The following is a 26,083-nucleotide window of genomic DNA, read 5'->3' as shown; positions in this document are numbered from 1 at the left end:
TCCGCGCGCGTACGCGTACGGACCCGTGCCGGGGATCAGGCTTCTACCTGCGCAGCGTCTGCCGGATCAGGTCGCGCGCCCGATCCATGATCGCCGCAGGCGGACCCAGCAGCAGGTTCCTCGTCATCGACTCCACCCCCGGGTGCGGACGGGTCGGGGCCATCGCCAGGGCGGCCCGGACGCCGAGCGCCATCGCCCGCCGCTCGGCCGCCGTCGTCTCGGCCCGGAGCCTGGTGAACTCGTAGCGTTCCTCGGCCCGCGCGTGCGTGAGCACGGCCATCCGCAGCTTGTCCAGTTCGGCCATGAAGCCGGGGTGTTCCGGGCCCATCGCGTTCAGCCTGCGGAGCATCTTCTTGGCCTCGCGCTCCTCCTTGAGCCGGTCGGCCACCACGCCCGCTCCCCCGTCCACCCGCAGCCGGGTGTAGGGGTGGACGATCTCCTCCTCGGCCGTCTCGTGGACGGCCAGCATGCGCACCAGCTGCCGGAACGGCTCGTGGCGCGTACCCGGCGCGGCGTGCTCCACCTCGTCGAACATGTCCCTGATCAGCGAGTGCTGGTGGATGAGCAGGTCGACGACGTCGCCTTCCTTCATCAGTTCGGGCACCGGGTGCTGCACGTCGGTCATGTCCCTCTCCCCTCGGATACGGCGCCCGGCCTCCTGTGGGAGGCCGGGCGCCGGACGAAACGGGACCTCGGTCGAGCCTGACCGCACTTGGCGGACACCCGGCTACTTACCCCTGGGGCGCGCTGATCAGCAGCCGATCGGGCTCGACCCCAGTGCCACGTCGTCGTACCAGATGGTGTCCGAGTCGCTGCCGTAGCTCTCCCAGCCGAGGCGGAACGTCGTGGGCCGCGGCGCGGTGGAGCGGCGCAGCCACTGGGAGTCCACGTCGGTGGTCGGCGTGCCGTCGACCCGCAGGCCGGCGATCTCCTGGTCGTCCAGGTACGTACGCATGGCCTGCTGCGTGGTGTCGATCTGGAAGCGCACGCAGACCCAGCGGTTGACGGGGAGCGGGGTGCTCAGCGCGACGCCGGAGGGGCTCTGCTCGGGCAGCGTGGCGTCGTCGGACTCCCGGTTCCACTGCAGCGCGCCGTTCTGGCCGCCGATGCGCAGGTCCTTGCCGCCGTCCCTGGAGTCCGACATCGTGATCATCGCGACGTGGCCCGTCGGAAGCGCGGTCGTGTGCCGCATCCACATGCGTCCGTAGACCACGGGCGAGACGCCGGACACGTTCTTGGTGCTCGCGGCGAAGATGTGGTTGCAGTAGTTGCCGCCGCCGTTGATCCGCAGCGACCTGCCGCCGCTGTGCACGGTGGCGGTGTCGATCGTGGCGGTGCCGGTGCCCGAGCAGTTCGGGGTGGTCACCTGCCACTCACCCGAAGGCGTGCCCGACTGGTCCTCGAAGCCGGAGCAGACGACCAGGCCGCTCCCGGAGCAGCCGGAGGGCGAGGGCGTCACCGAAGGACTGGGCGAGGGAGACGGGGACGGAGAGGGAGACGGCGAGGGGGACGGGGACGGCGAGGGGGACGGAGACGGGGACGGGGACGGCGAGTGGTCCACGGTCGGCGAGGGAGACGGGGACGGCGAGGGGGACGGAGACGGCGAGGGCGAGGGGGAGGAGGTGCCGCCGCACGGCACGCCGTTCAGCGACCAGTCCGACGGCGTCGTGAGGCTGCCCGACCAGGTGCCCTGGAACCCGAAGTCGGCGGCGCCGCCCGTGGCCAGCGAGCCGTTCCAGCTGACGTTGGTCGCGGTCACGCTCGTGCCCGACTGGCTGACCTGGGCGCTCCAGGCGTTGGTGATCTGCTGGCCGCTGTCCGCCGTCCAGCGCAGCGTCCATGCGCTGACCGCCGAGCCGAGGTTGGTGAGCCGCACCGAAGCGGTGAAGCCGCCCGGCCACTGGTTGATCGTGTAGTCCACCTTGCAGACGGGAGCCGCGCTTGCGGGGCCGGGCACCAGCACGACCACGAGGCCGGCGACCAGCGCGGCCAGGGCCGCGACCAGGCGCGCCACCGGAGAGCGCGGAAAACCGCGGGCGGCGAGGCGCTGCCCTCGGACGGGACGGAACTGCTTCATGCGTACCTCGATTTCTGCGCATCTGCTCGTTCGGCACGCCACCCGGCTCGCGCGTCCCGCCCTCCTCCCGAAACGATCACGGACAGGCGAGGTCAGGCGCTCCCGCTCGGGGCCGCGGCCACTGGGACAGATGGGTCGCGACGCTGCGGCCCCCGGACGCAGATGTTTTCTCCGGGTCGCGGAACCGGTCAACGGACGCCGTCGCTCCCGGGCCGGCGCCGCCCGAGCGGTGACGACGCCCGCGCAGCTCACGGGCACCACATGGGCCGCGGACGGCCGGGCGCGGGCGACGGGGCGAACTGAATCTTTCACCGTGGGCGGCCGGGCGTGCCCTCACGCCAGGGCGCCTACGCGCCCGGGCACGGCACGCGCCCTGCCCGTGAAGTCCCGGCCGGTGCCCCCAAGCGCCCGGCTCTCGTAGTCTTCGCACTGACACGCGCGAACGCAAAGGACAAACCCCCAATGGCAGATGCAGGGTCCTGGGTCGTCGTCGGGCTCGACAACGGCGGCACAAGCAACAACGCGACCGTTCTCGACGCCTCAGGGCGATTCCTCGTGGACCGGCTGGTCGAGACCCCCAGCCTCGTACGGGAGGGTCCCGAGGTCGCGGTCGAGCAGCTTCTGCTCGCCCTCGACAACGTGCTGGAGCTGACCGGCACACCGCGATCCACCGTACGCGCGGTGGGCCTGGACACCCCCGGCCCGGCCAGCGCCGACGGTGTGATCTCCTCGAAGGGCGCGACCAACTTCGTCGATCCCGGCTGGTTCGGCTTCGACTTCCGCGGCGCCCTGGAGTCCCGGCTGGGGCTGCCGGTCGTCTACAACAACGACGGCAACGCCGCGGCGCTCTACTCCCACCACGTACGCTTCGGGCCGGACGCCTGGCAGCACTCGTCCGTCTCGGCGATCGTCGGCACCGGCCTCGGCGGCGGCGTCATCCAGTCGGGGCACGTGGTGAAGGGCGCCGCAGGGATGGCCGGCGAGCTCGGGCACGTCCACATCCCCCTGCAGGGCCTGCTGGAGGACGGCCAGCCGCTACCCGAGTGCAACTGCGGCTTCCTCGGGGACGCCGAGAGCGTCGCCTCGCTGACCGGCATCGAGAAGAACCTGCTGCCCTACTGGCTGACCCGCTTCCCCGGCCATGAGCTCCACGGGGTCGAGCAGGTCGGGAAGGCCGCCAAGCTGCTGCGCGGCTACGGCGAGAACGGCGACCCGCTCGCGCTCAAGGTCTTCGAGCAGCAGGCCATGGCCATCGGCAGGCTGTTCACCATCGCGGCCAACTTCAGCGACCCGGACGCGTATTTCCTGGGCGGCGGGGTGGTCGAGGCGGCCCCGCACTTCCGCGAGTGGTTCCTGGAGAAGGTCCGCGAGCACACCCTGCTGCGCGAGGAGCAGCGGCGGGTGGCCACGGTGACGCTGGTCGAGGACCTCGACATGGCGGGCGCCCGCGGGGCGGCGCTCGCGGCCCTCACCGAGATCGTCGGCCGCTGACACCTGTTCAGGATCGGGCCCGGCCACGGCGGGTGATCTGGACGGATCACACGCCCGGCCGGGGTCCGGTGAACGGAACGTCCAGAGCGGGTTGCGAATCTCGTTCGGTTCGGCACGATGCGGACTCGTGAACGACACAGACCTGCTCAACGGCCGCCGCTTCGTCATGATCAGCTCCACCGCCAGCGCGGTGGACGCCGACGCTCCCACCGAGTTCGCGTACGAGGAGTCGGGCGGCGTCATCTGGGGGCACTACACGGGCGACACCGTCATCCACGGGCGGTTCGTCGGCACCCGGGACGCCGACCGCATCGAGCTGTCCTACGTCCACCTGCTGAAGACCGGCGAGCGCGCGAGCGGCCGCAGCACCAGCCGCATCGAGACGGCCGAGGACGGCCGGCTGCGCCTGGTGGAGGAGTTCCAGTTCGAGGGCGACGACGCCACCCACATCAGCGTCTGCGCCGAAGTGCCCTCCTGAGCGGTGCCTTCTAGGTCGCATCGCGCAGCGCGGCGCGGCCCTCGGCCGCGCCGACGAAACGCATCTTGCCGAGCGGCAGCCCCTGTCCCTGCCCCTGCCCCTGTCCCTGCTCCGGCTCCGGCGTGGACGAGGACGAGGACGCAGACGAGGACGCGGACGAGGACGCCCCCGACGAGGAGGCGGGACGCCGCGGGGCGCCGCGGCCCCGGTCCCGGTCGCTCGGCAGCACGTACGGCCGCCTGAGCACCTCGTCGAGGATGAACACGGTCTCGGTGGCCTTGACGGCCGGGATGTTGGCCAGGCGTTCGGTCACCATCGCGTGCACCTCGGCCACGTCGGCCATCCTCACCTGGATCATGGCGTCGTGCTGCCCGGTGGTGATGGCGCAGTACTCCACCTCAGGCATCTGCGCGAGCTGGGCGCGGAACTGCCGCCACATCTGCTGGCGCACGGTCACGAAGATCAGGGCGACGATGCCGAGGCCGGTCCGCTGGTGGTCGATCTCGGCGGTGAAGCGCCTGATCACGCCGTCGGCGCGCAGCGCCTCGAAGCGCGTGTAGGCGTTGGCCCGGGAGATCCCCACCCGCTCGGCGAGGGCGGACACCGACACGCGCCCGTTGTCCCTGAGCACCTCAAGGATCTTCAGATGGGTGGCGTCCATCTCCAGGCCGATGCCGATCCGTCCAGTGGCGCCGCCCCCGGACCCCGAGTTGCTTGACGTTTCGGTCACTGCTTATTCCCCCATGAGAGATTCGTCTCGGCTTGGCCGCACGAGCTGGACTTTCTGCCGGACAATCCTGGACGATCGGCGACCAAACGTCCATACGGCCAAGAGTTGGCCTGCTTTCGGAGGACACATAATGACGACCCGTTCGTGGCCGGTGAGGGCCGGCCTGCTCCCGGTTGTGCTCACCGGCGCCCTCGCCCTCGCGGCCTGCTCCGGCGGCGGCTCGTCCAGCAGCACCCCGAGCGGCGCCGCGGGCAAGACGCTCGTGATCGACACCTCGTTCGACCTGAAGACGGCGGATCCGGGGCGGACCTACGAGCCGACCGGCCTGATCGTCGACAAGGCGACCTACGACACCCTTCTCACGTTCGAGGGCTCCGACGTCACCAAGCCGGTGCCGTCGCTCGCCGAGTCGTACGAACTGTCGTCCGACGGCAAGACGCTCACGCTCAAACTGCGGCAGGGCGCCACGTTCGCCGACGGCTCCCCGGTGACGGCCGACGACGTGGTGTTCTCCCTCACCCGCGTGCGCGACATGAAGGGCACGCCGTCGTTCCTGCTCGACGGCGTGCAGATCGCCAAGACCGACGAATCGACAATCACGCTGACGTCGAAGACCCCGAACCCGGCGCTGCCGTACATCCTGCCGAACCCGGCCCTGGGCATCCTCAACTCGAAGGTCGCCAAGGAGAACGGCGCGACGAACGACCCGAACGACAAGGCCGAGCAGTACCTGAACTCCGCCTCGGCGGGCTCCGGGCCGTACACGATCGAGTCCTTCAACGTCAGCAGCCAGGTCGTTCTGAAGGCGAACGCGCAGTACTGGGGCGCGAAGAAGCCGTACTACGACAAGGTGGTCATCCGCAACGTCGAGTCGGCCACGCAGAAGCTCAACGTGCAGCGCGGCGACAGCCAGGTGGCGCTGAACCTGTCCGGCGACCAGGTGGCCGGCATCTCCGGTGGCCTGCAGGTCAAGCGGACCGCCTCGGCGTACGTGTTCTTCCTGCTGGCCAACCAGGACTCGGGCGTCAGCAAGGTCACCTCCAACCCCAAGTTCGTCGAGGCCGTGCGCAAGGGCATCGACTACCCGGGCCTGCTGGAGCTGGCCGGCGAGGGCTCGACGCAGGCGTCGGGCATCATTCCGTCGATGTTCCTCGGCGCGCTCCCGCCGGACCAGGCGGCCAAGCGTGACGTCGAGGGCGCCAAGGCGGCGCTGGCGGAAAGCGGCGTGAGCGACCCCACGGTCAAGCTGGAGTTCCCCAGCGAGCTGACCGTGAACGGCCTGTCCTTCCAGCCGCTGGCCGAGCGCATCCAGGCCAACCTCAAGGAGGTCGGCATCACGGTCGAGCTGACCCCCGCTCCGGTCACCACCGCGCTGGACAACTACCGCAACGGCAAGGAGGAGCTGGGCCTGTGGTACTGGGGCCCCGACTTCCCCGACCCCAGCAACTACCTGTCGTTCGCCCCGGGCAAGCTGGTCGGCCTGCGGTCCGGATGGAAGGCGGGCGCGGACAAGGACGTCGAGGCCGCGGCCGACAAGGCCGGCGCCACGGTGACCGACGACGACCGCAAGCAGGCGTACACCGACTTCCAGCAGAAGCTCAACGCGACCGGTCCGTTCATGCCGCTGATCCAGCCGGGCCAGAACATCGTGACGGCGGCGTCCGTCACCGGCGTGGAGTACCACCCCGTGTGGACGATCGATGTCGCCGGCCTCGGCGCCAAGTAGACGCCGTACGGGGAACCGGGCGGTGCGCAGCCCGCTCGCCCGGTTCCTGGTGCGGCGGATCGTCACGGCGCTGCTGCTGACGGTCGGGATCACGCTGATCACGTTCGTGCTGACCAACCTGGTGCCGGGTGACCCGGTGGCGGCCAACCTCGGCCAGCGGGCGGTCGGCGACCCGGCGATCGTGGCCCAGTGGCGCGCCGACCACGGCCTCGACCGGCCGCTGCCGCAGCAGTACCTGATGCACCTCGAAGGGCTGCTGCACGGCGATCTCGGGACGAGCCAGCAGAGCCATCGACCGGTGCTGGACGACCTCGCCGAGTCCGTGCCGGCCACGCTGGAGCTGGCCGGGGCCGCCATCCTCGTCTCGCTGATCCTCGGCGTCGGATTCGGGGTGGTCGCGGCGCTGCGCCGGGACCGGCTCTCCGACCACGTGCTGCGGGTGCTGAGCCTCGTCGGCATCTCGGTGCCGACCTTCTGGCTCGCGCTGGTGGCGTTCTACGTGTTCTTCTTCCGGCTGCAGATCACCCCGGGCAGCGGCCGCATCGATCCCGGCATGACCCCGCCGCCGCAGGTCACGGGCCTCTACACGGTCGACGCCCTGCTGTCGGGACGCTGGGACGTGCTCTCCTCGGCCGTCGGCCACCTGGCCGCGCCGGCGCTTGTGCTGGCCCTCTACACGATCGGCCTGCTGACGCGGTTCACCCGCTCGGCGGTGCTGGAGGTGCTCGGGCAGGACTACGTGCGCGCCGCCCGGGCCAAGGGCCTGCCCGGCCGCGTGGTGCTGTTCCGGTATGTCCTGCGCCCGGCGCTGGTGCCCGTCATCACCGTCGCCGGCCTGGCGTTCGGCAGCCTGCTGTCCGGCACCGTGCTGGTGGAGGCGGTATTCGCCTGGCCGGGGGTCGGCCAGTACGCCTACAAGAGCGCCACCACCCTCGACCTGCCCGCCGTCATGGGCGTCGGTCTCGTGGTGGGCGTGGTCTACCTCGTCATCAACCTGGTCGTCGACGTCCTGTACGGCGTCATCGACCCGAGGGTGAGGGTCTCGTGAAGCGCGCCCGCCTGTTCGGGCGCGGCCGCGTGCGCCGGCTCCCGCAGGCGTGGCGGCGGCCGCTGGCGGTCGTCGGCACCGTCGTCGCGCTGGCCTGGATCGTGGTCGCGCTGGCCGCGCCGCTGCTCGCGCCGCACGACCCGCTGGCGCAGGAGCTGCCCCGGCTCGCGCCGCCCGGCCCGGGCCACTGGCTCGGCACCGACCAGCTCGGCCGCGACATCCTCAGCCGGATCATGTACGGCGCGCGGGTGTCCATCCCGCTCACGCTGCTGCTCGTGGCGCTGTCGGTGGTGGTCGGCGGCCTGCTCGGCGCCTGCGCCGGGTATTTCGGCCGGTGGGTGGGCGAGACGATCATGCGTCTGGCCGACCTCGTGTTCGCCTTCCCCACCGTCATCCTCGCGATGGTCGTCGCCGCCGCCCTCGGCGCGAGCCTCGGCAACGCGGTGCTCGCCGTGCTCGTCGTCGCCTGGCCGGCGTACGCCCGGGTGACCCGCGGCCTCGTGCTCGGCGTACGGGAGCGGGAGTTCGTGCTGAGCGGCCGGCTGCTGGGCTTCTCCGCCTGGCGGTCGCTGCGGGTGGACGTGCTGCCGAACGTCACCGGGCCCATCCTGGTGCTCGCCACCCTCGACATCGGGACCGCGCTGCTGCTGCTGTCGGGCCTGTCGTTCCTCGGGCTCGGCGCCAAACCGCCGTCGCCCGAGTGGGGCGCGATGGTCGCCGCCGGAGTGGACGTCTTCGACAGCTGGTGGGTCGCGACGTTCCCCGGGCTCGCGATCCTGACGGTCGTCCTCGCGTTCAACTTCCTCGGCGACACGCTGCGCGACGCGCTCGACCCGCGTACCGCCGGGGCGATCAAGGAGCGTGCGCTGTGACGACCGAATCACGACCGGCGGCGTTGTCGATCGAGGGGCTGCGGGTGTCGATCGGCGGCCACGACGTCCTGCACGGTGTCGACCTGGCCATTGAGGCGGGGCGCGTGCACGGCCTCGCCGGCGAGAGCGGCTCGGGAAAGACCATGACCGGTCTGGCCGTGCTCGGCCTGCTCCCGCACGGCTCCCGCGCGTCGGGACGGATCGCCTTCGGCGGTCGTGACCTGCTGGAGATGCCCGTCCGCGAGCTCAACGAGATGCGCGGCGCCAAGATCGCCATGGTGTTCCAGGATCCGGCCACCAGCCTGCACCCGATGCTGACGGTGGAACGGCAGCTCACCGAGCACATGCGCCACCACCTGGGCGTCGGCAGGAAGGAAGCGCGCGAGCGGGCCGCCGGGCTGCTGGCCAAGGTGCGCATCCCGGGCCCCGAGGAGGCGCTGAGGCGCTACCCGCACCAGTTCTCGGGCGGCATGCGGCAGCGGATCGCCATCGCCGTCGCGCTGGCCTGCGAGCCCGAGGTGCTCATCGCCGACGAGCCGACGACCGCGCTCGACGTGACCGTGCAGGCCGGGATCCTCCGCCTGCTGCGCGGCCTGTGCGACGACCTCGGCCTCGCCGTCCTCCTCGTCACCCACGACCTCGGCGTGATGTCGGCGGTCGCCGACGAGGTGAGCGTGATGAAGGACGGGCTGGTCGTGGAGACCGGCCCGCGCGGCCAGGTGCTGCGCGAGCCGCGCCACCCCTACACCCGCTCGCTGCTCGACGCCCTGCCCGTGCCTCCTGGGGAGAACTCGCCATGACCATGCCTCTGACAGGGCCCCTGTTGTCCGTGGAGGACCTGGTCGTGGAGCACCGCACGCCGGGCCGCCCGGTCGTGCGGGCCGTGGCCGGGGCCAGCCTGCACGTCGCGGCCGGCGAGGTCGTCGGCCTGGTCGGCGAGTCGGGATGCGGCAAGTCCACCCTGGCCCGGGCGGTGTGCGGGCTGCACGGCGCGGCCTCCGGCCGGATCCTCGTCGGCGGCCATCCGGTGACGCCTCTCGGGCTGCGCCGCAGGGACCCCGCCCTGACCGGCGTGCAGATGGTGTTCCAGGATCCGTACTCCTCGCTGAACCCGCGCCGCCGCGTGGGCGCGCAGATCGCCGACGGGCTGCGCGCGGCGGGCGACACCGCGGCCAGCCCCGCCGACCTGCTCGAACGGGTCGGGCTGCCGCGCGCGTTCGCCGGCCGATACCCGCACGAGTTCTCCGGAGGGCAACGGCAGCGCGTCGCCATCGCGCGGGCGCTCGCCGCCCGGCCGTCCCTGCTGATCGGCGACGAGCCGATCTCCGCTCTGGACGCCTCCGCCCAGGCGCAGGTGGCCCGGCTGATGCGCGACCTCGCCGTGGAGTCCGGCGCGGGCCTGCTGTTCATCAGCCACGACCTGTCCGTCGTGCGGCTGATCGCCGACCGGATCGCGGTCATGTACCTCGGCAAGGTCGTGGAGACCGGGCCCACCGCGGAGGTGTGGGCCGACCCCGGGCACCCGTACACGCGGGCGCTGCTCGCCGCGATCCCCTCCCCCGACGGCGCGGGGGTGCTGCCCGCCGAGCTGCCCGGGGACGTGCCCGACCCCGCCGATCCACCGTCGGGCTGCCGGTTCCACCCCCGCTGCCCGCTCGTCATGGACGTGTGCCGGGAGAAGGAACCGGGCTTCGGGCCGGTGGCCTGCTGGCTGCACGAGCCGGAGCCGTCCTCCCCGTCATGATCGACCCCCTCATGCTGGAGGACGTACGCGCCGGGATGGCCGGAGCGGGCATCGACGCCCTCGTGCTCCGGCCCTCCCCGGACTTCCGGTACCTGCGAGCGGCCCCGCTGCCGGGCGCGGACGGCGAGAGCTACCTCGTGGTGGCGCTCGACGGGCCGCCCACCCCGGCCGGCGACCCCGCGCAGGCGGCGGCCCTCGTGCCGCCCACGGCCCGCCGCGTGGCGGTGGACCCGCAGATGCACGCCGCCGAGCTGTTCGCGCTGCGCCTGGACGCGGAGCTCGTGCTGGCCTCGGCCGTGCTGGCGCCGCTCCGCCTGCGCAAGCGGTCCGACGAGGTGGCCGCGATGCGGCACGCCGCCGCGGCGGCCGACGCCGTGCTGCTCGCCGCCCGCGAGCTGGCGTGGTTCGGCGCCACGGAGCTGGCGATGGCCCGCAGACTGCGGGCGATGCTCGCCGAGACGGGCTGCGAAGGAGCCGCCTTCGTGCTCGTCGCCGCGGGCGAGCACTCCGCCGACGCGCGGCACCGGCCGTGCGAGCGGGTGATCAACCCGGGCGACGCGCTGCTCGTCTCGGTCGCCGGGCGCTGGAACGGCTACTGCGCCGAGGTCGCCCGGGTCTTCGCGGTCGCCGAGCCGCCGGAGGACTTCGACGCCATGTACTCGGTCGTCCTCGCCGCGCAGCGGGCCGCCGTCGACCGCGTACGCCCCGGAGTGGACTGCGCCGAGGCCGCGACGATCGCCCGCGAGGTCATCGACGGCAGCGGCTACGGTGACTACGCCGCCGCCCGAGCCGGCCGGGGCATCGGACTGAGCCCGGTGGAGGGGCCCTGGCTGGCGGCCGGGGAGAGGTTCGAGGCCGGGATGACCGTCTGCCTGGAGCCCGCCATCTACCTGCCCGAGCTCTTCGGCGCCCGAGTGGCCGACGTGGTCGTGTGCGGTGAGGAGGGGCCGGAGCTGCTCAGCACCGGCTCCCGCGCACTGCACGTTCTCGAGTGTTAGTCACGACCTTCCTGCGTGTGATCACCGTGTCGGCCCGGCTCACACGGGCGGCTCCGGGTCGTACTGCATGTGTCGGCGCACCTTCCGGGCCCGCTCGACTCCCGCGAGCCGTGCCACCAGGTGGAGCGCCATGTCGATGCCCGCCGACACCCCGGACGAGGTGACGACGTCGCCGTCGTCGACGAAGCGCTCCTCGCGCCGCACGTCGACGGTCGGGTCCAGCTCGGCGAGCAGGTCGAGGGCGCCCCAATGCGTGGTCGCCGGGCGGCCCGTCAGCAGCCCGGCCGCGGCGAAGACGAGCGACCCGGTGCAGACGCTGGTCATCAGGGGCACGCGTTCGCGCAGGTCCCGCACCTGGGCGAGGTGGTCGGGGTCCTTGAGCTGGGGGCGGGTCCCTGCGCCGCCCGGATGCAGGAAGACGTCCAGGTGGCCGACGTCGGCCATCGACCTGTCGGCATGGAGCGTCAGCCCCTTGGCGGCCCGTACGGCTCCCGCCCGCGGCGCGAACGCGACGACCTCCGCCTCGTCCGGGTGCAGTTTCGCCCACACGCCGAAGACCTCCCAGGGGCCCACCGCGTCCAGCTCCTCCACCTGATCGAACAGCAAGATCCCTATCCGTGTCATGCCCGTCATCCTCGCGTAGGGGCGCACGGAGACGAAAGCACCGGCAAAAATGGGCAAATAGTCGCTATCAGCACCAGCAACCACAGGAGGCTCGATAGAGGATGGAAAGGTCATTTTCCCGAAGCTCTCGCGGGGTAGAGATCCGCATCGGGGACACATCATCGGGGGAGGATCCATGACCACGACCGAGGCGACGCCGGGCACGACCGCCGGTACGGCCACTGGTACGACCACCGGCACGGCCACGACCGGCACGACGACCGCCCGGGGCCGGACGACCCGTACCCGGCCACCCACGCCCACGCCCACTCCGCCCACCGGCGCGGGCATGGAGATGAAGGAGGAGCACCGGCCCGAGCTGAACCTGAACCTGCCGTTCCTGAGAGTCCAACTGCGGGCGCCCGAAATGCACCTGCCGCATGTCGGCATGCCGCACATCAGCGGCCGGGACGTCGGGCACGCCGTGGACGTCGCCCGCACGTTCCTTCCGCCGCCCGAGCGGATCATGTACTACGGCGGTCTCGGCGCCCTCGCCGCTCTCGGCATTCTGGAGTGGCCGGTGGCGGCGGCGATCGGCGCGGGAACGATGATCGCCCAGCGCACCAGGGGCCGCGAGCAGCGCTGGTCCCCGCTCGGCGGCCCGCAGAAGGAGACCCGCGGGACGCGCACGCCGGGGACGGCCGACACCGGAGCCGGAGCCATGCAGGAGCCGGCGACAGCGCGGGCGGCCGGGAGGAGAGCCGGCACGGCCAAGGGCGAGGCGAAGACCGCCACCCCCACCGGCACCACCGCCCGGCGCACGAGGGCCGGCGGCAAGTAACGCGGGACGCCTCGCGCGGGTCCGCGAACCGGCGGCACCGCGCGATCGGCGCTTGATCAGAGCATGATCGGCGGAATCCCGCGGCCGGCGGCGGAACGCGGGATCCGCCCGGGCCACGTCCCACCGGCCGCACTGGCCGCACCGGCCGCACAAGGCGCGAACGACGATCGGGCCTCGCGGTACAAGACATGGCACAGGGAACGCATGATCAGGACGCGTCTCCGCAACGGCCACCGGCCGTTCACCGAACGGTAACCTTAACTACGCCGTTTTGGGAGGTTGATGCGTCACTCTTCCCTAGAAGCCGATTTGTCATACCGAGGTGTCAAGTGTCTGAGTTCCTCGCCGCCGTACTCTCCCGGGCGGCCATCATGGTCCTGGAGGCGCTGCTTGTGCGTCTCATCCAGTCTCTTGTGACGTCGACCTTCCGCGTCCCGGTGCCGCACGCGGCCTGACCGGCAGGCGTCTTTCGTCGTCGCGGGGCCGAGTCGTCGCGGGGCCGGTGCCGCCGCCCCGGAACCGACGGGTCCCACCGATACGACCGTTGCACGCGGCGACCAGCCGGTGAACAAGCGGTGAACAGGCCGGCGGACAAGCCGGTGAACAGCCCCGTAAATGCGGAAGCCGGCTCCTCGCAGAGCCGGCCGCTCTCCACACCATCAACGGGGACGGGAGCGCCGGGCTGTCCTGCCCGGCTCGGCGGCCCCTCGTCACCAGGCGACGGTCGCCGGCCCGTTCGTCCGGGCACATTTGCGACCTGTCGCCTTTCGCGCGATCGGCGCTCCCGCGCGGATCAGTCCTTGAACGCGTCCTTCACCTTGCCGGCGGCGTCCTTGACCTTCTCGCCGGCCTGCTTCATGTGGCTCTCGGACTGGTCGGCCCGGCCCTCGGCCTCCAGACTCTCGTCGTCCGTGACCTTGCCGAGCCCCTCCTTGGCCTTGCCGGCGACCTCTTCCGACTTGTTGCGGAACTTGTCTTCCGTGCTCATCAGGGCGCTCCTCTCGGTTCCAGAAGCTGACGAACTCCCTCTTTCCGCTGGTGAAGGGGCTAAACGCCGCTCGGTGTGTCGCCGCTCACATCCCGCAAACACAATCCCACTGAAACGGGAAAAAGTGACGAAACGGGCGTACGCTATGAATAAGGACTAAAGCACACACCTCTGAAGGGTGGTGTGACGTATGACACACGGCGCCGACATCGGGACGCATCCCGACATCATGCAGATGCGAGCCCGCTACGAGGCCGCCGCGGCGAATCCCGCCGCGCAGCTCGCCGACGGTCTCACACTCCTGAGCGGCCTGTATCTAGCGCTCTCGCCGTGGATCGTCGGATTCAGCGGCACGCGCACTCCGCTCACCGTGAACAACCTGATCACGGGCCTCGCCGTAGCGCTCCTGGCGATGGGGTACAGCTCGGCGTTCGGGCGCACCTACGGAATCTCCTGGGTCGCCCCGCTGCTCGGTATCTGGACCATCATCGCCCCCTGGGTGATCCGCGGAGGCATGGCGACCACCTCGACGATCATCAGCAACGTGGTCGTCGGCGCGCTCATCCTGCTCTTCGGCCTGGCGACCATGCGGTTCGGCATGATGGAGCGCGGGCGGTCCGGCGGCTTCCACACGACGGGACCGGCCCACATGGGACCGACCCACTGACCATACGCGGGCCGGACACACAACGCGCACGACCACACGGGGCCGCCGACCACACCGGGCGCCGACCACATAGGCGGCCATACGGCGGGCAAGCGGGCGGCCGCACGGGCAGGGGCAGGCGCGGCACCGTCGCGCTCCGGACACCGTCCGGGCGCGGCCGGCGCCCCGCCGTTGCGGTCACGTCACCGGCTCCCGTTACGCTCGTCTCGTCGGAGACGAGAGGACGGTGGCGGCGTGACGACAACGGCCCCCGTCGCGAGTCCGGTGGACTTCGCGGCCTACGGCGACTACACGATCAAGGCGGCCACCCGGCCGGACGGGTCGTTCGAGCGGCCCCTGTACCGCTTCCGCGACCGCGTGACGGCTGACGGGAGCGGCGGATCGCCCGCCGAGCCCGGCCGGTATCACCTGTACGTGTCGATGGCCTGCCCGTGGGCCCACCGCTCGGTCATCGTCCGGGCGCTCCTCGGGCTGGAGGACGTCGTGTCGATGTCGGTCGTCGATCCCGTGCGCGACGGGCGCGGGTGGGCGTTCCGCGAGGGCCCCGGCCACGGCCCCGACGAGCCCAACGGCTTCACCCTGCTGAGGGAGGCCTACGAGGCGACCGAGCCCGGCTATGACGGCCACGTGTCGGTGCCCGTCCTGTGGGACCGGCACAACCGCCGGATCGTCAGCAACAACTTTCCCGACATCAGCATCGACCTCGGCCAGGCGTTCGCGCGGTGGGCCAGACCGGGGATCGACCTCTATCCGGAGGACCTGCGGGGCGACATCGACGCGCTCAACGATCGCGTGTACGCCGATGTGAACAACGGCGTGTACAAGTGCGGCTTCGCCGAGAGCCAGGGGGCCTACGACGCGGCCGTGACGACGTTGTTCGCGGCGCTCGACGAGCTCGAGGAACGCCTGGCCGGCAGCCGCTACCTGTTCGGCGACAGCCTCACCGAGGCCGACGTCCGCCTGTGGGTCACACTGGCCCGGTTCGACACGGTCTACGTGACCCACTTCAAGGCGAACCTCCGCCGCCTGGCCGACTACCCCAACCTCTGGCGCTACACCCGGGACCTCTACGCGAACCCGGCCTTCGGCGGCACGACGCACTTCGACCACATCAAACGGCACTATTACGGCACCCACCCGAAGATCAACCCGATGCGCATCGTGCCCGCAGGGCCGATCATCGACTGGAACTCGTAGCCCACGACGCCGCGGCGGGCGCGGCGACGGGATGACCGACCCCCGCTGCCGCGACTCCGCCATCGCATAATGAGGTATGAGTACCTCCTCCCCCGCGGGCGGCTGGACGTTCCTCACCAACCACGCGCACGTCCTGCTCGCGCTGTCCCGCGATCCCGACAGCCGGCTACGGGACGTCGCCCAGTCGGTCGGGATCACCGAGCGGGCGGCCCAGACGATCGTCTCCGACCTGGAGGCGGCGGGCTACCTGCACCGTGAGCGCGTGGGGCGGCGCAACCACTACACGATCAACCCGCTGGCCCCGTTCCGCCACCCGATAGAGCGGCACCGGCACATCGGCGAGCTGCTCGAACTGCTCGGGGCGGCGGTTGACGTACGAAGCTGATTGCATGAATACTCTGGTGAAAGATCGAGGGGGAGTACCCGGCTTCCTCAGCGTCGTCATCACGGCCGCCGCGTAAGGCGTCCCGGCGCGAGGGTCACCGCTGGCGGTGGCACGGGGAGACCGTCGGCCTTCCGAGCCCGCCCATGGGGCGGTGAGGAGGTAGACGATGTCTGTGCCCCTATGGGTCTGGGCCGCGGTTCTGGCGGTCATCCTGGCCATGCTCGCCGTGGACCTGTTCGCCCATCGCCGGGCCCACGTGGTGGGCATCCGCGAGGCGCTGGGCTGGTCGGGCGTGTGGATCGCCCTGGGCCTCGGCTTCGGGGTCGTGGTCTGGCTCGTCTGGGGGCCGGAGGCGGGCGGGGAATACCTGGCCGGTTATCTCATCGAGAAGTCCCTGGCCGTCGACAACGTCTTCGTGATCGCGCTGCTGTTCTCGTTCTTCGCGGTCCCACGCGAGCTGCAGCATCGCGTGCTGTTCTTCGGCGTGCTCGGCGCGCTGGTCTTCCGCGCGGCGTTCATCGGCGCGGGCGCCGTCCTGATCGACCGCTTCCACTGGATCCTGTACGTCTTCGGGGCGTTCCTGCTCTACACCGGCGTGAAGATGGCCAGGCATTCGGCGATCGAGGTGCACCCCGACCGCAACCCGGTGCTGCGCGCGATGCGCCGGCTCATCCCCGTCACCGGCTCCTACCAGGGCCAGCGGTTCCTCGTGCGGCAGGACACGGACGGGCAGGACGGGCGGCCGGGCCGCAGATGGGCCGCGACGCCGCTGCTGGCGGTCCTGGTCGCGGTGGAGACCAGCGACATCGTCTTCGCCGTCGACTCGATTCCGGCGATCTTCGCCGTCACCTCCGAGCCGTTCCTCGTCTTCACCTCCAACGCGTTCGCGATCCTGGGGCTGCGCGCGATGTACTTCCTGCTGGCCGGGGCCATGCACCGCTTCGGCTATCTGCGGTACGGCCTGGCGGCGATCCTCGTGTTCGTCGGCGCGAAGATGCTCCTGGCGGACGTGTACAAGATCCCCGTATGGCTGTCGCTCGCGGTCATCTGCGCCTGCCTCGTGGTCTCCGTGGGCGCGAGCGAGTACCGGAACCGCCGCGAGGAGGGGAAGGACCTGACCGTCCGGGATCGCCGGTAGCCAGGGTCCTCCGCTCGATGGGCCCCGCCCGTACGGCCGCCTGAATCGATCTTCCGCTGCGGCGCGGAGATCTGTACTCTCCACACATGGCCGCGTCGGTGGAGGGGATGTTCGCGGCGCCGGGAACCGCCGCGTGATCGACGAGATCCTGCCTCCGTGGGTGGCGTCGGCCGAGAAGTTCGGCGACGTGCCGGAGGAGACGCTGTTTCCGGAGGAGAGGCCGCTCATCGCGCGGGCGGTCGACCGGCGGCGGCGCGAGTTCGTCACCGGACGCCACTGCGCCAGGCTCGCGCTGGCCCGGATCGGCGTCACGCCGGTGCCGATTCCGCGCGGCGAGCGAGGCGCGCCCGTCTGGCCCGCCGGCACGGTCGGCAGCATCACGCACTGCTCGGGCTATCGCGCGGCGGCCGTCGCCTCCGCGGACGTCGCGCGCGCGGTCGGCATCGACGCGGAACCGCACGAACCCCTGCCCGATGAGGTCCTGTCCACCATCGCCTCCCCTGAGGAGATCGCGGCCCTGCGGGCGATGGGCGACGCGGACGGCGAGGTCTGCTGGGACAGAATCCTGTTCAGCGCCAAGGAGTCGGTCTACAAGGTGTGGTTCCCGCTGACCGGCCGCTGGCTCGACTTCACCGGGGCGATCGTGGACATCGAGCCCTCGGGCACGTTCCGCGCACGGCTCCTGGAAGCCGACCCGGCCATCGCGACGAACACCCTGCCGGGCCGGTGGGTGGTGAGCGACGGGCACATCGCGACCTCCATCGCCCTCCCCCGCCCCTGACGATCCCGCACCGGCACGCCGAGCGGTCGCCGGTCACCCGGCGCGGAAGTAGTGGCCCTTGTCCAGATCGTCGATCAGCCCCGGCTGAACCGGCTGCCATCCCAGCAGTTCACGGGTCAGCGCGCTCGACGCCGGGGCGTCGGCTCCGATCATGGCGCCCAGCCAGGAGAAGTGCTCGCCCGCCTCCTCGCTGGGGATCGAGACCACCGGCAGTCCAAGGTGGCGGCCGATCACCTCGGCGACGGCGCGGATCGGCACGCCCTCGTCGGTGACCGCGTGCAGCACCGAACCCGCCGGAGCCTTCTCCAGCGCGAGGCGGAACAGGTGTGCGGCGTCGAGCCGGTGCACCCCCGGCCAGCGGTTGGACCCGTCGCCGACGTGACCGGAGACGCCCCTGTCGCGGGCGATGCCGACCAGTGCCGCCATGAAGCCGTGGTCTCCCTCGCCGTACACGGTCGGGGGCAGGCGCAGCACCGACGAGCGGACGCCGTCGGAAGCGAGGTCCAGCGTCCTCAGCGCGGTGGCCTGCCGGACCCGCGGGCCGTCGCCGTGCGCTCCGGTGAGGCCGGAATCCCGCCCGTCCCGCTCGGTCGCCACCCGCCCCGGCGCGAGCCCGAGGATGCCGGAGGCGAGGACGAGCGGCCGGTCGGAGCCCGCCAGCACCTCGCCGAACGTCTCGACGGCGCGGCGATCCGCGGCGGCGGCGCCCTGGAAGTCGCCGGTGAAGGCGATGTCGTGCTTGAACGCGAGGTGGATCACACCGTCCGACTCCGCGGCCGCGCTCCGCAGGGTGTCGAGATCGTCGATGGTGCCGCGGCGCACCTGCGCCCCGGCCCTGGTGAGCGCGGCGGCCGACGCGTCGGACCGCGCCAGGCCCACGACCTCGTGCCCCGCGCCGATCAGCTCGGGGACGACGGCGGAGCCGATCCAGCCGGAAGCGCCGGTGACGAACACACGCATGAGGTAACTCCAAGAGGTCGATTGCCCTCCGCGCCGAGTTGGAGCGGACGGCCATGTCAGTGACTGTCATCAACGTAGCACCGATGTCAGTCACTGTCATCCGGCTAGGATCCGAGGCATGGGTCGATGGGAGCCGAACGCGCGCGGCCGCCTCGAGAAGGCGGCGATCGAGCTCTATATCGAACGCGGGTACGAGCAGACCACGGTGGCGGAGATCGCCAAGCGGGCGGGACTGACGGAGCGCACGTTCTTCCGGCACTTCGCCGACAAGCGCGAGGTGCTGTTCTGGGGGTCGGGAACACTGCGCGACCACCTCGTGAACGCCGTCGCCGCCGTGCCGGACTCGGCCGCGCCGATCGACGTGATCGCCGGAGCCGTCGAGAGCATCGGCGCCATCTTCCGGGAGCGCCACGAGAGCGCCCGGCAGCGGCACACCGTCATCGCCGCCAACGCCGAACTGCGGGAACGGGAGCTGATCAAGCTCGCATCACTGTCCGCGGCGCTCGCCGACGCGCTGCGGCGGCGCGGCGTCACGGACCCGGCCGCGAGCCTGGCCGCCGAGGCGGGGATCGCCGTCTTCAAGATCGCGTTCGAACGGTGGATCGGCGACCCCGGCGAGCCGGACATGTCGCAGATCGTCCGGGAGTCGTTCGACGAGCTGAAAGCCGTGGCGGCGGGCAGGTGACCCGCCTCCGCGAGCTCGCTACGCGGGACGCACACGACCCGCGCGACGGGGGTCCTACCGCCGGATCACGGTGACGTCGAACTCCAGCAGCACCTTCGGGCTGACGGCGACCGCGGTCACGGCGTTCCAGTTCACCCCCCAACTGGTGCGGTCGATCATGAGGCTTCCCTTGAACCCGACTCGGGCAGCGCCCCCCGGGCCGTTCTCGACGCCGGTCAGTTCGACGTCCACCGTCACGGGCCTGGTCACGCCGCGGATGGTCAGGTCACCGGTGACCTTGAAGCCGGCGCCGGCGGTCCGCTCCACCTCGGTCGAGGTGAAGGTGAGGGCCGGGTGGGCGTCCACCTTCAGAAACCTGGCGCGCAGATGGTCGTCGCGCTGGGAGTTGCGGGTCTGGACGCTGCCGGCCTGAACGGTGAGCCGGACGCTGGACCTCGACGGGTCGTCGCCGTCGAGGGAGGCGCCGCCCTCGAATTCGGTGAAGCGCCCGCGCACCCTGCTGGCCATCGTGTGCCGGGCGACGAACCCGATCGTCGTGCGGGCGGGGTCGAGGACGTAATCACCGGTCAGCTCGCTGAGCGTGGTCGTGGTCGACATGTTTTCGCCACTCCTTCCTGTCGTCAGCAGTACGACGACGCAACACCCGGGAATGTGAGGAGACGCCGGCGTCGCATTCCTCCGGGCCGCCTCGTCGATCTGGTGAGCGCCGCCGCGCAGAGAAGGAACCGGGGGCACCGGCGAACCTCGTTCGGGTGCGTGCCGCACGGGGTCAGGTCCCAGATCGCGGTGAGACCTTTCCTCCCGCCCGAAATCGGCCTTAGTATCCGGAACATGATCTCGCCTCCGCCCGCTCGAAGGCGGGCGGTTCCCGACGACCTGCCGTCCATCCATGCGCTCGCCGCCGGTCAGGAGGCCCGATGACGATCAGGCGGTTCACCGCCGCCCAGGCCTCCGCCGAGGTGTGCTCCCTCGGCGAGGGCCCCGTGTGGGATCCCGGCAGGCAGCGCCTGCTGTGGGTGGACATCGACGCGGGGGCGGTGCACGAGGGACGGCTCGACCCCGCGACCGGCGCCGTCGCCGCCACCGCGGTCCACACCTTCGGGGGCGCGGCGGGCACCACGGTGGGCGCGGTCGCCGTCTCCGCCGGCGGGGAGCTCGTCGTCGCCGAGCGCGAGGTCCTCACCCGGGTCGACACCGCCGGCCGCCGCACCGAACTCGCCCGGGTGCTGCCTCGCGGCGTGCCGAGCAGACTCAACGACGGCGCCGTGGACCCGGCCGGGCGCTTCCTGATCGGCAGCATGGCGCTGGACGACCGGGAGGGCCAGGATGTGCTGGTCCGCCTCGACGGCACGACCTGCGTCCGCCTCGACGACGACCTGACCCTGTCGAACGGCCTGGCCTGGAGCCCCGCGGGCGACCGCCTCTACAACATCGACAGCACCCCGCACGTGGTGTGGGAGCGTGACTACGACGCGGCCACCGGCCGGACCGGGCCGCGGCGGGAGCTGTTCAGGCTCACCGAAGGAATGCCCGACGGGATGTGCGTCGACGCCGAGGGCAACCTGTGGATCGCGGTCTTCGGCGGCGGCCGGGTGGAGTGCCGCGATCCCGGCGGGCGCCTGCTCGCCACGGTCGAGGTCGGCGCGCCCAACGTCACCTGCCCCGCCTTCGCCGGACCGGATCTCGACGTCCTCGTCATCACCACGTCCGCCGGTGGGGTCGATCCGGCCGAGCACCCGGGGGCCGGGCGCCTGTTCACCGCCGAAGTCGGCGTACGCGGCCTGGCGACGCCCTACTGGGTGCCGCCTCGGACATGAGCCCCGATCCCCGTCGAGGAGACAGAACCTTGCCCCTCTCCCGCATCGGCGCCGTCGCGCCCCTTCCCTCCTCTCCGTAGTGCGGGCACTGGTCATCACCGGCCCCGGCAGGGCCGAGGTCGTGGACGTGGGGCCGCCGGTCGCGGCGGCGGGGCAGGTGGTCGTCGACGTCGAGCGGGTCGGCGTCTGCGGCACCGACGTGGAGCTGTTCACCGGCGAGATGAGCTATCTGCACTCCGGCCACGCCTGGTATCCGATGCGCCCCGGCCACGAGTGGTGCGGCGTCGTCACCGCGCTCGGGGAGGGCGTTGATCCCCGCTGGCTGGGCCGCCGCGTCACCGCCGACACCCAGCTCGGCTGCGGGCGCTGCCGCCTCTGCGGCGACGGACTGCACCACATCTGCCCCGACCGGGCCGAGATCGGCATCCGCAAGGGCTTCCCCGGGGCGCTCGCCGAGCGGCTCGCCGTACCGGCGCGGGCCCTGCACGCGCTACCCGAGACGATCGACGCGACGATGGGCGCGCTGGTCGAACCCGGCGGCAGCGCCCTGCGCGCGGTGCGTGGCGCCGCCCTGCACACCGGTGATCGGCTGCTGGTGCTGGGCACGGGCACGATCGGCCTGCTCGTCGCGCTGCTCGCGCGGGCCCGGGGCGCGCAGGTGCATCTGATGGGCCGCGACGAGTCCACGCTCCGGCCGGCCCGCGACCTCGGCTTCGCGGGCGCGTGGACCCGATCGTCGCTGCCGTCCCTGCCGTGGGACGCCGTGGTCGACGCGTCCAACGCGGCGGACCTGCCGGCGCTCGCGCTCGACCTGGTCAGGCCCGCGGGCCGGGTAGTCTATGTCGGTCTCGCGGGGTCTCCCAGCCGCATCGACACCCGCGACATCGTGTTCGGGGACGTCACCGCCGTCGGCGTGCTCAGCGGATCGGCCGGTCTGGCCGGGACCATCGAGGCGTACGCGGACGGATCGGTCGACGCCCGCCCGCTCGTGGCCGCCACCGTCGGCCTGGACGACGCCGCCGGCGTGCTGGCGGGACACCGCCCGGCCGGCGCGGGTCCGGGCCCGAAGATCCATATCGACCCTCGGCGATAAAGGGGGCGCATGGGCGCCTCCGGACGGAAACCTTGAGATCATGAGCCTCACCGATGCCGGAACCCCCGCAGGACCGCGACGACCGGCGCCGTCCGACCCCGCCGTGCTGGCGGCGGTGGAGGCCGCCGTCCCGGGGATCACCCGGGCGCGGGCGAGCGACCGCCTGGGCATGGCGCACGACGCCTCGCACTATCTGCTGACCCCGCAGGCCGTCGTGGTGCCGGAAAGCGCCGCGCAGGTGGCGGCGCTGATGCGGACCGGGCTGCCGCTGACCTTCCGGTCCGGCGGCACCAGCCTGTCCGGGCAGGGCGTCACCGGCCATCTGCTGGTCGACACCCGCCGCCACTTCAGGGGCATCGAGGTCCTCGGCGACGGCGAGCGGGTGCGGGTGCGGCCCGGGGCCGTGCTGCGGCAGGTCAACGCCCGCCTGGCCGCCTACGGCCGCCGGCTGGGCCCCGACCCGGCCAGTGAGTCGGCGTGCACGATCGGCGGGGTGGTGGCCAACAACTCCAGCGGGATGACCTGCGGCACCCACGCCAACACCTACCGGACGCTGGAGTCGATGGTCCTGGTGCTGCCCGGCGGCACCGTGATCGACACCGGCGCGCCCGACGCCGACGCCCGGTTGCGCGCCCTCGAACCCGCCCTGGCCGAGGGCCTGGAACGGCTGCGCGACCGCATCCGCGGCAACCCGGACTCGGTACGCCGGATCACGGCGCAGTTCGCCATCAAGAACACGATGGGCTACGGCCTCAACAGCTTCCTCGACCACGACTCGCCGGCCCAGATCCTCGCTCATCTCGTCGTGGGCAGCGAGGGCACGCTGGGCTTCGTCGCGGAGGCCGTCCTGCGCACCGTGCCGGCGCACCGGCACGCCGCGACCGGCCTGCTGGTCTTCTCCTCGCTGCGGGAGGCGATGGCCGCCACTCCCGAGCTGGTCGCGGCCGGCCCCGCGGCCGTCGAGCTGCTCGACGCCGAGTCGCTGCGGGTGGCCCGGCTCGACCCGAAGGCCGACGAGCCGCTGCGCGCCCTGGACGTGCGGTCGCACGCGGCGCTGCTGGTGGAGTGGCAGGAGCCCGACCCCGAAGCGCTCACCGCCCATGAGCGTGAGGCCGGGCGGGTCTTCGCCCGGCTGGACCTCGCCGCCCCCGCGCGGCTCAGCCGGGACAGCGCCGGCCGGGCGGCCCTGTGGCGCATCCGCAAGAACCTGTACGCCGCGGTCGCCGGGGCCCGGCCCAGCGGCACGACGGCGTTGCTGGAGGATGTCGCCGTCCCGGTGCCCGCCCTGGCGGATCTCTGCGGCGACCTGGCCGAACTGTTCGCCAGGCACGAATACGAGCGCAGCGTGATCTTCGGGCACGCCAAGGACGGCAACCTGCACTTCATGCTCAACGAGCGCTTCGGCACCGACCTCGACCGCTACGCCGAGTTCACCGAGGAGATGGTCGCCGCCGTGCTCGGCCGTGGCGGCACGCTCAAGGCCGAGCACGGCACCGGCCGGGTCATGGCCCCCTTCGTCCGCCGCCAGTACGGCGACGAGCTGTACGAGGTCATGCGGGAGATCAAGCGGCTGTGCGACCCGGCCGGCACGCTCAACCCCGGCGTCGTGCTCACCGACGACCCGAAAGCGCACCTGCGCGACCTCAAGACCGTCGTCAGCGTCGAGCCCGAGGTCGACCGGTGCGTGGAGTGCGGCTACTGCGAGCCGGTCTGCCCCAGCCGCGACCTCACCACCACGCCGCGCCAGCGCATCGTGCTGCGCCGCGAGATCGCCGCGGCCCGCGCGGCCGGGGACCACGCGCTCGCCCGGCAACTGGAGGAGGAGTACGGCTACGACGCCGTCGACACCTGCGCCGTGGACGGCATGTGCGCCACGGCCTGTCCCGTACTGATCAACACCGGCGACCTCACCAAGCGCCTGCGCGGCGAACGTCACGGGCGGGCGGCGCGGGCGGGCTGGAAGACCGCCGCGAAGCACTGGAGCGCGGTGACCCGCGCCATGGACCTCGCGATGGACGCGGCCGCCGCGGCCCCGGCGGGGCTCGCCGAGGGAGTGAGCCGGACCGCCCGCGCCGTAGGCGACCCCGACACCGTCCCCCAGTGGAGCCGTGACCTGCCGCGCGGCGGCACGCCCCGCCGCCCCGCGCCGCGTCACGAGGCCGACGCGGTGTATGTGCCGTCGTGCCTGAACACGCTGTTCGCCCCCGCAGACGGCGGTCCCGGTGTCATGGCCGCGGTGCGGCGGCTCGCCGAGCGGGCCGGTCTGCGGCTGCGCGTTCCGGAGGGCGTCGGGAGCATGTGCTGCGGCACGCCGTGGTCTTCCAAGGGCTTCGGCGAGGGCTACGAGGTGATGGGCCGCCGGGTGCGGGAGACACTTCTGACGGCGACCGACGGCGGCCGGCTTCCGGTCGTCAGCGACGCCGCCTCCTGCACGGAAGGGTTCGAACGGCTCGTGGCCGCCGCCTCCCCCGCCGTACGGGTGCTGGACGCGGTGACCTTCGTGGCCGAGCACGTCCTCCCTCGCCTGCCGCAGCCGCCGGAGGATCGCAGGCTGGCCTCGCTCGCCCTGCACCCGACCTGCTCGTCCGTCCGGCTCGGCCTCGACGCCGCCGTCGCCAAGGTGGCCGAGGCGGTGGCGAAGGAGATCGTCGTCCCCGACGGCTGGCAGTGCTGCGCCTTCGCCGGCGACCGGGGGCTGCTGCACCCGGAACTGACCGCCTCCGCCACCCGGGCCGAGGCCGCCTCGGTGGCCGAGGGCGGCTTCGCCGCCCACGCGTCGGTCAACCGCACGTGTGAGATCGGCATGACCCGCGCCACCGGGAAGACCTACCACCACCTGCTCGAACTGCTCGACCAGGTCACCACCTGAGCGCCTGGCGGGCGCCTCAGCGCCGCCTCAGTGCCGCCTCAGCGCCCGCCACAGGCGCCTTCCCGGGGTGAGGTGATCGTCCTCCTCCGGCGCGGCGTCGTCGTCCGGCAGGTCGTACCAGTGGGTGTCCCCGGGGAACGGGTCCGGCCCCGTGCCGCCGGGCTCGCCCTCGGCTGCGACGTCGGCGTCCGGGGCTGCGAACGGCGGGAACTGCTCGGAAACGGCCACGCGTGCGGTCCTCACGGTGAAGCGGGCGCGTCCCGCCCCCGGGGACGCCTGCGAGAACTGTACGCGTAGCTTCTGGGCGACTGCCCTGGTTCGTCCCCGCTCAGGAGAGATCCGCCGGGCGGACGCGGAGGATCCGGGCCAGCAAGGCGGTCATCTGCTCGCGCTCGGCGGGGCCGAGGCAGGCGAACCACTCCCGCTCTCTGCGGGTCTGCTCGGCGAAGGCCTCACGCACGGCCGCCTCGCCCGCCGCGGTCAGCGTGACGACCACCGCGCGGCCGTCCTCCGGCACCGGCCGGCGTTCGACCAGGCCGCCGCGTTCGAGGGTGTTGACGGCGTTGGTCACCGCGGACCGCGACATGGCGGAGATCTCGGCGAGCCGTACGGGCTGGGTGGGGCCGAGCAGCCAGAGCTTGAACATCAGCCGGAACCCGGGCAGCGTCAGGCCGCGCGGGCGATGGATGCGGGTCTCCAGGTCGGTGACCAGCAGGTAGGCGAGCTGGAGCAGGTGGTAGGCCAGCGTGAATGCCTCGGGGTCGGCCGCGGGCGACATGCCTGCCAGCCGCTCGCGCGCGTAGGCCGCGTAGCGCAGGTCCGGCGGGAGATCCGGCGGCAGGTCCGGCGGCAGGTCCACGCCGAGGTCCGGCCGGGTGTCGGGCTCGCTGTTCAC

The 26,083-nt window shown here is 72.1% G+C and carries 28 protein-coding genes; 19 read left to right on the top strand and 9 right to left on the bottom strand.

What is annotated here, in order from left to right; genetic code table 11:
- Positions 1-43: 43 nt before the first annotated feature.
- Entirely contained in the window at positions 44-625 is a 582-nt protein-coding gene (locus ACGFIB_RS17840) for a hemerythrin domain-containing protein (RefSeq protein ID WP_357247092.1), read from the bottom strand.
- A 126-nt stretch (positions 626-751) separates the two neighbouring features.
- The gene (locus ACGFIB_RS17835) at positions 752-2,077 is read right to left on the bottom strand and encodes a cellulose-binding domain-containing protein (RefSeq protein ID WP_393373018.1); all 1,326 of its coding nucleotides are present in this window, start codon (positions 2,075-2,077) and stop codon (positions 752-754) included.
- A gap of 462 nt (positions 2,078-2,539) precedes the next feature.
- Between ACGFIB_RS17835 and ACGFIB_RS17830 the strand changes: the two genes are divergently transcribed.
- Positions 2,540-3,568 (top strand): ROK family protein, encoded by a 1,029-nt coding sequence (locus ACGFIB_RS17830; protein ID WP_142574176.1) that lies wholly within the window; start codon positions 2,540-2,542, stop codon positions 3,566-3,568.
- Between the two features lie 127 nt (positions 3,569-3,695).
- The gene (locus ACGFIB_RS17825; protein ID WP_142574174.1) at positions 3,696-4,046 is read left to right on the top strand and encodes a hypothetical protein; all 351 of its coding nucleotides are present in this window, start codon (positions 3,696-3,698) and stop codon (positions 4,044-4,046) included.
- 10 nt (positions 4,047-4,056) lie between these two features.
- Here ACGFIB_RS17825 and ACGFIB_RS17820 read toward each other — a convergent pair whose 3' ends face one another.
- Positions 4,057-4,776 carry an Lrp/AsnC family transcriptional regulator gene (locus ACGFIB_RS17820; protein ID WP_393373015.1) on the bottom strand — a complete coding sequence of 240 codons (720 nt, stop codon included), beginning with the start codon at positions 4,774-4,776 and terminating at the stop codon, positions 4,057-4,059.
- Positions 4,777-4,906: 130 nt separating this feature from the next.
- Between ACGFIB_RS17820 and ACGFIB_RS17815 the strand changes: the two genes are divergently transcribed.
- From ACGFIB_RS17815 to ACGFIB_RS17790, 6 genes are read left to right on the top strand one after another with little or no spacing between them, the layout of a single operon-like run.
- A complete protein-coding gene (locus ACGFIB_RS17815) occupies positions 4,907-6,502 on the top strand; it encodes an ABC transporter substrate-binding protein (protein ID WP_393373013.1) in 1,596 nt (531 codons plus the stop codon).
- A gap of 22 nt (positions 6,503-6,524) precedes the next feature.
- Complete coding sequence (locus ACGFIB_RS17810; protein WP_317984975.1) at positions 6,525-7,550, top strand: ABC transporter permease; 1,026 nt, start codon at positions 6,525-6,527, stop codon at positions 7,548-7,550.
- Positions 7,547-8,422 carry an ABC transporter permease gene (locus tag ACGFIB_RS17805; RefSeq protein WP_229689600.1) on the top strand — a complete coding sequence of 292 codons (876 nt, stop codon included), beginning with the start codon at positions 7,547-7,549 and terminating at the stop codon, positions 8,420-8,422. The genes ACGFIB_RS17810 and ACGFIB_RS17805 overlap by 4 nt, the downstream gene beginning before the upstream one ends.
- Positions 8,419-9,222 carry an ABC transporter ATP-binding protein gene (locus tag ACGFIB_RS17800; RefSeq protein WP_393373010.1) on the top strand — a complete coding sequence of 268 codons (804 nt, stop codon included), beginning with the start codon at positions 8,419-8,421 and terminating at the stop codon, positions 9,220-9,222. The genes ACGFIB_RS17805 and ACGFIB_RS17800 overlap by 4 nt, the downstream gene beginning before the upstream one ends.
- Positions 9,219-10,166, top strand: a complete 948-nt coding sequence (locus ACGFIB_RS17795) for an ABC transporter ATP-binding protein (protein WP_142574165.1) — start codon at positions 9,219-9,221, stop codon at positions 10,164-10,166. The genes ACGFIB_RS17800 and ACGFIB_RS17795 overlap by 4 nt, the downstream gene beginning before the upstream one ends.
- On the top strand, positions 10,163-11,164 hold the full coding sequence (locus ACGFIB_RS17790) for a M24 family metallopeptidase (protein ID WP_357247067.1): 1,002 nt from the start codon (positions 10,163-10,165) through the stop codon (positions 11,162-11,164). The genes ACGFIB_RS17795 and ACGFIB_RS17790 overlap by 4 nt, the downstream gene beginning before the upstream one ends.
- A gap of 39 nt (positions 11,165-11,203) precedes the next feature.
- On the opposite strand, the gene ACGFIB_RS17785 is transcribed toward ACGFIB_RS17790, so the two are convergent.
- Positions 11,204-11,788: a DJ-1/PfpI family protein gene (locus tag ACGFIB_RS17785; RefSeq protein WP_393373006.1), complete on the bottom strand. Its 585-nt coding sequence runs from the start codon at positions 11,786-11,788 to the stop codon at positions 11,204-11,206.
- A gap of 175 nt (positions 11,789-11,963) precedes the next feature.
- Between ACGFIB_RS17785 and ACGFIB_RS17780 the strand changes: the two genes are divergently transcribed.
- Positions 11,964-12,608, top strand: coding sequence for a hypothetical protein (locus tag ACGFIB_RS17780; protein ID WP_357262050.1), 645 nt, complete (start codon positions 11,964-11,966; stop codon positions 12,606-12,608).
- 329 nt (positions 12,609-12,937) lie between these two features.
- On the top strand, positions 12,938-13,063 hold the full coding sequence (locus tag ACGFIB_RS17775; protein WP_263407671.1) for a hypothetical protein: 126 nt from the start codon (positions 12,938-12,940) through the stop codon (positions 13,061-13,063).
- Between the two features lie 338 nt (positions 13,064-13,401).
- On the opposite strand, the gene ACGFIB_RS17770 is transcribed toward ACGFIB_RS17775, so the two are convergent.
- The gene (locus ACGFIB_RS17770) at positions 13,402-13,596 is read right to left on the bottom strand and encodes a CsbD family protein (RefSeq protein ID WP_142574159.1); all 195 of its coding nucleotides are present in this window, start codon (positions 13,594-13,596) and stop codon (positions 13,402-13,404) included.
- A gap of 190 nt (positions 13,597-13,786) precedes the next feature.
- Here ACGFIB_RS17770 and ACGFIB_RS17765 point away from each other — a divergent pair, with 190 nt between their 5' ends.
- The 5 genes from ACGFIB_RS17765 to ACGFIB_RS17745 all read left to right on the top strand — a co-directional run bounded on the left by ACGFIB_RS17765 (position 13,787) and on the right by ACGFIB_RS17745 (position 17,764).
- Positions 13,787-14,263, top strand: a complete 477-nt coding sequence (locus tag ACGFIB_RS17765) for an SPW repeat protein (RefSeq protein WP_142574157.1) — start codon at positions 13,787-13,789, stop codon at positions 14,261-14,263.
- 234 nt (positions 14,264-14,497) lie between these two features.
- A complete protein-coding gene (locus ACGFIB_RS17760) occupies positions 14,498-15,460 on the top strand; it encodes a glutathione S-transferase family protein (protein ID WP_393373004.1) in 963 nt (320 codons plus the stop codon).
- Positions 15,461-15,536: 76 nt separating this feature from the next.
- Positions 15,537-15,845, top strand: coding sequence for a helix-turn-helix transcriptional regulator (locus tag ACGFIB_RS17755; RefSeq protein WP_142574153.1), 309 nt, complete (start codon positions 15,537-15,539; stop codon positions 15,843-15,845).
- Between the two features lie 166 nt (positions 15,846-16,011).
- Positions 16,012-16,983: a TerC family protein gene (locus ACGFIB_RS17750; RefSeq protein ID WP_393373001.1), complete on the top strand. Its 972-nt coding sequence runs from the start codon at positions 16,012-16,014 to the stop codon at positions 16,981-16,983.
- 133 nt (positions 16,984-17,116) lie between these two features.
- Complete coding sequence (locus ACGFIB_RS17745) at positions 17,117-17,764, top strand: 4'-phosphopantetheinyl transferase family protein (RefSeq protein ID WP_393372998.1); 648 nt, start codon at positions 17,117-17,119, stop codon at positions 17,762-17,764.
- A gap of 33 nt (positions 17,765-17,797) precedes the next feature.
- Here ACGFIB_RS17745 and ACGFIB_RS17740 read toward each other — a convergent pair whose 3' ends face one another.
- Positions 17,798-18,724 (bottom strand): SDR family oxidoreductase, encoded by a 927-nt coding sequence (locus ACGFIB_RS17740; RefSeq protein ID WP_357247048.1) that lies wholly within the window; start codon positions 18,722-18,724, stop codon positions 17,798-17,800.
- Between the two features lie 118 nt (positions 18,725-18,842).
- On the opposite strand from ACGFIB_RS17740, the gene ACGFIB_RS17735 reads away from it, so the two are divergent.
- On the top strand, positions 18,843-19,409 hold the full coding sequence (locus tag ACGFIB_RS17735) for a TetR/AcrR family transcriptional regulator (RefSeq protein WP_357247045.1): 567 nt from the start codon (positions 18,843-18,845) through the stop codon (positions 19,407-19,409).
- Positions 19,410-19,463: 54 nt separating this feature from the next.
- Here the strand turns inward: ACGFIB_RS17735 and ACGFIB_RS17730 are convergent, their stop codons facing one another.
- A complete protein-coding gene (locus ACGFIB_RS17730; RefSeq protein ID WP_142574142.1) occupies positions 19,464-20,006 on the bottom strand; it encodes a YceI family protein in 543 nt (180 codons plus the stop codon).
- 320 nt (positions 20,007-20,326) lie between these two features.
- Here ACGFIB_RS17730 and ACGFIB_RS17725 point away from each other — a divergent pair, with 320 nt between their 5' ends.
- The 3 genes from ACGFIB_RS17725 to ACGFIB_RS17715 all read left to right on the top strand — a co-directional run bounded on the left by ACGFIB_RS17725 (position 20,327) and on the right by ACGFIB_RS17715 (position 25,188).
- Positions 20,327-21,226 (top strand): SMP-30/gluconolactonase/LRE family protein, encoded by a 900-nt coding sequence (locus ACGFIB_RS17725; protein WP_393372994.1) that lies wholly within the window; start codon positions 20,327-20,329, stop codon positions 21,224-21,226.
- 79 nt (positions 21,227-21,305) lie between these two features.
- Positions 21,306-22,319 (top strand): zinc-dependent alcohol dehydrogenase, encoded by a 1,014-nt coding sequence (locus ACGFIB_RS17720; protein WP_142574138.1) that lies wholly within the window; start codon positions 21,306-21,308, stop codon positions 22,317-22,319.
- 40 nt (positions 22,320-22,359) lie between these two features.
- Complete coding sequence (locus ACGFIB_RS17715; protein WP_393372990.1) at positions 22,360-25,188, top strand: FAD-binding and (Fe-S)-binding domain-containing protein; 2,829 nt, start codon at positions 22,360-22,362, stop codon at positions 25,186-25,188.
- A gap of 27 nt (positions 25,189-25,215) precedes the next feature.
- Here ACGFIB_RS17715 and ACGFIB_RS17710 read toward each other — a convergent pair whose 3' ends face one another.
- Both ACGFIB_RS17710 and ACGFIB_RS17705 read right to left on the bottom strand, forming a co-directional pair.
- Entirely contained in the window at positions 25,216-25,416 is a 201-nt protein-coding gene (locus ACGFIB_RS17710; RefSeq protein WP_393372987.1) for a hypothetical protein, read from the bottom strand.
- 100 nt (positions 25,417-25,516) lie between these two features.
- Positions 25,517-26,083, bottom strand: coding sequence for a MarR family winged helix-turn-helix transcriptional regulator (locus ACGFIB_RS17705; protein ID WP_229689601.1), 567 nt, complete (start codon positions 26,081-26,083; stop codon positions 25,517-25,519).

The organism is Microbispora bryophytorum, assembly GCF_043197435.1.
Lineage (GTDB): Bacteria > Actinomycetota > Actinomycetes > Streptosporangiales > Streptosporangiaceae > Microbispora > Microbispora bryophytorum.
This window is presented reverse-complemented; position numbering and strand designations above follow the sequence as displayed.